This window comes from Mycobacterium gordonae, assembly GCF_002101675.1.
GTDB lineage: Bacteria > Actinomycetota > Actinomycetes > Mycobacteriales > Mycobacteriaceae > Mycobacterium > Mycobacterium gordonae.
Genome location: NZ_LQOY01000240.1, coordinates 1 through 3,975, shown reverse-complemented (window position 1 = coordinate 3,975; position 3,975 = coordinate 1). Strand labels below are relative to the sequence as shown.

3 protein-coding genes are annotated in these 3,975 nt (G+C 65.2%); all 3 read left to right on the top strand.

The window, feature by feature from the left end; all coding sequences use genetic code 11:
* Nucleotides 1-122 precede the first annotated feature (122 nt).
* Genes AWC08_RS30510 through AWC08_RS30500 form a run of 3 tightly spaced genes read left to right on the top strand, consistent with a single transcriptional unit; the run spans nucleotide 123 to nucleotide 3,878 of the window.
* Nucleotides 123-1,229, top strand: coding sequence for a site-specific integrase (locus AWC08_RS30510; RefSeq protein ID WP_055578025.1), 1,107 nt, complete (start codon nucleotides 123-125; stop codon nucleotides 1,227-1,229).
* A complete protein-coding gene (locus tag AWC08_RS30505) occupies nucleotides 1,226-3,457 on the top strand; it encodes a tyrosine-type recombinase/integrase (RefSeq protein ID WP_231752463.1) in 2,232 nt (743 codons plus the stop codon). The genes AWC08_RS30510 and AWC08_RS30505 overlap by 4 nt, the downstream gene beginning before the upstream one ends.
* Complete coding sequence (locus AWC08_RS30500; RefSeq protein WP_069435590.1) at nucleotides 3,447-3,878, top strand: DUF6262 family protein; 432 nt, start codon at nucleotides 3,447-3,449, stop codon at nucleotides 3,876-3,878. Before AWC08_RS30505 ends, AWC08_RS30500 begins: the two co-directional genes overlap by 11 nt.
* Nucleotides 3,879-3,975: the final 97 nt, after the last annotated feature.

Below are 3,975 nucleotides of genomic sequence, written 5' to 3'. Positions count from 1 at the left end.
GTTATCTGTAGTCCTCGTGACGGCGTCTTTGATGTCCGACACGAGGTGTTGAGGTCCCAGGTTCTGCGTGCTGGACATGCTTATCTGCAGTTGTCCAGGAGGCAAGAGCCTGCGGAGGGGCGATGCAGATTGCACGAGTTATCTCGCCGGTCTCGTTGCGTGAGTCGTGGACCGTTCTCGGTGACGACAACGCTCCGGTAGCACCGGTCGACCGGTATCTGGCGTATCTGACTGACATCGAGCGATCGCCGAACACGGTCAAGGCGTACGCGCACGATCTCAAGGACTGGTTCGGCTTTCTCGCCGAGCGTGGGCTGGATTGGCGCGCGGTGCGGCTCGACGACGTAGGTGAGTTCGTAGCCTGGCTGCGACTGCCGCTGCAGGCCCGGCATGGGCAGGTCGCGGTGTTGCCGTCGTTGCCGCATCACTGCACGGAATCGACTGTGAACCGCAAGCTTTCGGCGGTCGGGGCGTTTTACACCCACGCCGCACGAGATGGGGTGGATGTCGGCACTTTGCTGACCTCATGGCAGGTCGGCGGCGCGCGCGGAGGTTGGAGACCGTTTCTGCACCACATCAGCAAGGGCACGCCGAGGTCGCGGCGGGTGATCGCGTTGAAGACGCCGAAGAAGCTGCCGCGGGTGCTCGCGCCGAACGAGGTGCAGGCAATCCTGGATGGTTGCGGCCGGCTGCGGGACCGATTGCTGTTCGCCGTGCTCTACGACACGGGGATGCGGATCGGTGAGGCACTTGGTTTGCGGCACAACGACATCGCCGCTGCCGAAAATGAAGTGACGGTGCGGCGACGCGATAACGCCAATGGCGCACGCGCCAAGTCACAGACCGACCGCACGATCCCGGTCAGCAGCGCGTTGATCCGCTTGTTGGCCGACTACCTTCACAGCGAGTACGGCGATCTGGACAGCGACTACGTGTTCGTCAATCTGTGGGGCCGCCCGCAGGGGTATCCGCTGACCTACGGCGCGGTATACGACCTGGTGCGAAGGCTGCGCCGACGGACCGGGATCGACTTCGACCCGCACTGGCTGCGACACACGGCCGCAACCCGGCTGCTGCGCGACGGAGTCAGCATCGAGGTGGTCGCGCACCTGCTCGGACATGCTCACGTGGCGACGACGACCACGACGTACGGGCACCTTAGCGTCGAGGACGCTCGACGGGTCATGGAACGAGCGGGCTGGTTCACCGACGGGCAGGTGCGGCTATGAGCGTGCCGTCGCTGAAGCCTGCCGCCCCGCCGGGGTTGTTGGGCAAGCTGATGGCCGAGGTCCGCCACGGATTCCGCAGCAATGTCCTGGAGTTTGGACCTGAGGATCCGGTGTTTGGTGGAACCGAGTGCCGGGTCGAGGGGTGCGAGCGAACCGCCCGCGGACTCCGTTTGTGTCAAGGACATCGGCAACGGTGGCACGACGAAGGACGCCCGTCTCTGGAGCAGTTTGCTGCCTCGACCGATCCGCGGTGGCGGCGCCAACAACCTAACCAGCGCTGCCGGGTGCCCGGCTGCGGTTACGGCTCTGCCCGCGGCGGCATGTGTGGGCTGCACGCACAACGATGGGAACGCGCCGGGCGGCCCAGCCTGGCTGGATGGCTGGCCGAACCGCAGCCGTTCAAGCAACCAGCGGCTGGGGTAACATGCCGAATCCCGCACTGCGAGCTCTGGCCGCAGGGCACGTCTGCGTTCTGCCAGACCCACACCACTACCTGGAAGGTCAACGGCAGACCCGACATCGACGCGTTTGCCGACCACTTCGCCGACCAAACCCCACTGGCCAGCGAGCAGATCCGGCTCGACCGGCTGGCCGGTCAGCTGAAGCTGGAACTGCAGTACGTGCTGCAACGCCGCCACGACGATCGGCAAGGCAAGCTCACCCCAGACGTGGTCATGCGCGTGGTGAAGGCACTGGCTGCTGCGCAGGTGGACTCGCTGCTTGAGCGTGACGAGGACACCTGGCACGAGTGGGCTCGGTCGACGATCAACGACACTCGCTCCCGCGGGTTCCTCAGCTACGCATCCCGGGTGATCGCCGACCTGGCCGAGGCCGGCGGCTGGGACGCCGAATACCCGCGCGATGTCTGGCGCATGCGCCGGCTCGGCTACGACGGAGACCGCACGCTGCGGTTCGACGGTATGCCGCAGCCGTGGCTGCGGGATCTGGTCAAGCGGTGGGTCCGGTGGCGGCTATCGACCGGATTGGGTCTAGAAGCTGGCGCCGGTAGGCCGGTCGTTGCGTTCACCCGCTTCGCGGGGTTCCTCGCCGACATTGGCGTCGAGAGCATCGACCAGATCAACCGGCCGGTGCTGGAGCGCTATCTGGCCCACCTGCGCAGCGATTCCATCGGTGCCCAACGCCGGGGGACCCATATCGGGCTGCTCAATCGATTCTTCGCTGCAGTCCGCCAACACCGTTGGGACACAGACCTTCCCGCAGACGCGATGTTCTTCGCCGAGGACTACCCCAAACGCGACGAACGGTTGCCTCGGGCACTGGCCGAACAGGTCATGGCCCAGCTCGAGGATGCAGACAACCTCGCCCGATTCGCCGACCCTGCTTACCGGTTGATCACGATCATCTTGATGCGTTGCGGGCTACGGATCACTGATGCGCTGCGGCTGCGCAGCGATTGTGTGGTCGCCGACGCCGAAAGCGCACCGTATCTGCGCTATCTGAACCATAAGATGAAACGCGACGCGTTGGTGCCCATCGACGAGCAGTTACGTGAGCTCATCGCCGAACACCGCAACCACACCTCCCAGCGTTGGCCGGCAGGCACGCCGGTGTTGTTCCCACGGCCGACGAAGAACATTGACGGCACCCACCCAATCGCGAGTCCCACCTACCGGATGGCGCTGTTGCGCTGGCTGTCCGTCTGCGACATCCGTGACGAGCACGGCCAGCCAGTGCACCTCACTCCGCACCAGTGGCGCCACACCCTGGGCACCCGGCTGATCAACCGCGACGTCCCGCAAGAGGTCGTGCGACGCATCCTCGACCACGACTCCGCGCAGATGACCAGCCACTACGCCCGCCTGCACGACACCACCGTGCGCCGCCAGTGGGAGGCGGCCCGCAAGGTCGACATCCACGGCTCCACAATCATTTTCGACCCGTCGGGGCCGATCGCGGAAGCCGCCTGGGCCAAACAGCGCCTCGGCCGAGCCACCCAGGCCCTACCCAACGGCTACTGCGGACTGCCGCTGCAGCAGAGCTGCCCGCACGCCAACGCCTGTCTGACCTGTCCGATGTTCCTCACCACCGCCGAGTTCCTGCCCCAGCACCACCAGCAGCGGCAACAGACCCTGCAGTTGATCACCGCCGCCGAAGCCCGCGGACAACAACGTCTGGCCGAGATGAACCGCCAAGTCCTGCACAACCTGGACAACATCATCACTGCCCTCAACGATCCAGAACCAGGGAAGGCCAAACATGCCGGCTAACAACAGCATCCACCTCATCCGCAGTGCCCAGCAGCGGCACGAACACACCCGCGCCAGGGCAATCGCCGCACTGCACGAACTCCACCGGACCGGCGCCGTGCTCACCTTCGAATCCGTCGCTCGCCACGCCGGTGTCTCCCGCTCGTGGATCTACACCCAGACCGACCTCAAAGACGAGATCCGCCGGCTCCGCACCCAGCAGCGGCCCGAGCCAAGCACACCGTTACCTGCCCGACAACGCGCCAGCGACGACTCCCTGAGAAAACGCCTCGAAATCGCCAACCGCCGCAACCACGAACTCGCCGATGAGAACCGGCGGTTACGCCGCCAACTCGCGTGCGCCCTTGGCCAACTCCGCGACAACACCGGCCGACACCGCGAACCAACGCATCACACTTCGGTAACGATCGAACCATGCTGACCGCCAACCGATATCGATCTCCAACCGCGTCATGGACACCCTCCACGACACAAACCGCCAGGTCACCATAGGTATCCTAGGCAGAACTCCAGATAAC

Bases quoted from the DNA above. Each gene is read 5' to 3' on its own strand.
- AWC08_RS30510 (WP_055578025.1), top strand. From the start codon at position 123: ATGCAGATTGCACGAGTTATCTCGCCGGTCTCGTTGCGTGAGTCGTGG.
- AWC08_RS30500 (WP_069435590.1), top strand. From the start codon at position 3,447: ATGCCGGCTAACAACAGCATCCACCTCATCCGCAGTGCCCAGCAGCGG.
- AWC08_RS30505 (WP_231752463.1), top strand. From the start codon at position 1,226: ATGAGCGTGCCGTCGCTGAAGCCTGCCGCCCCGCCGGGGTTGTTGGGC.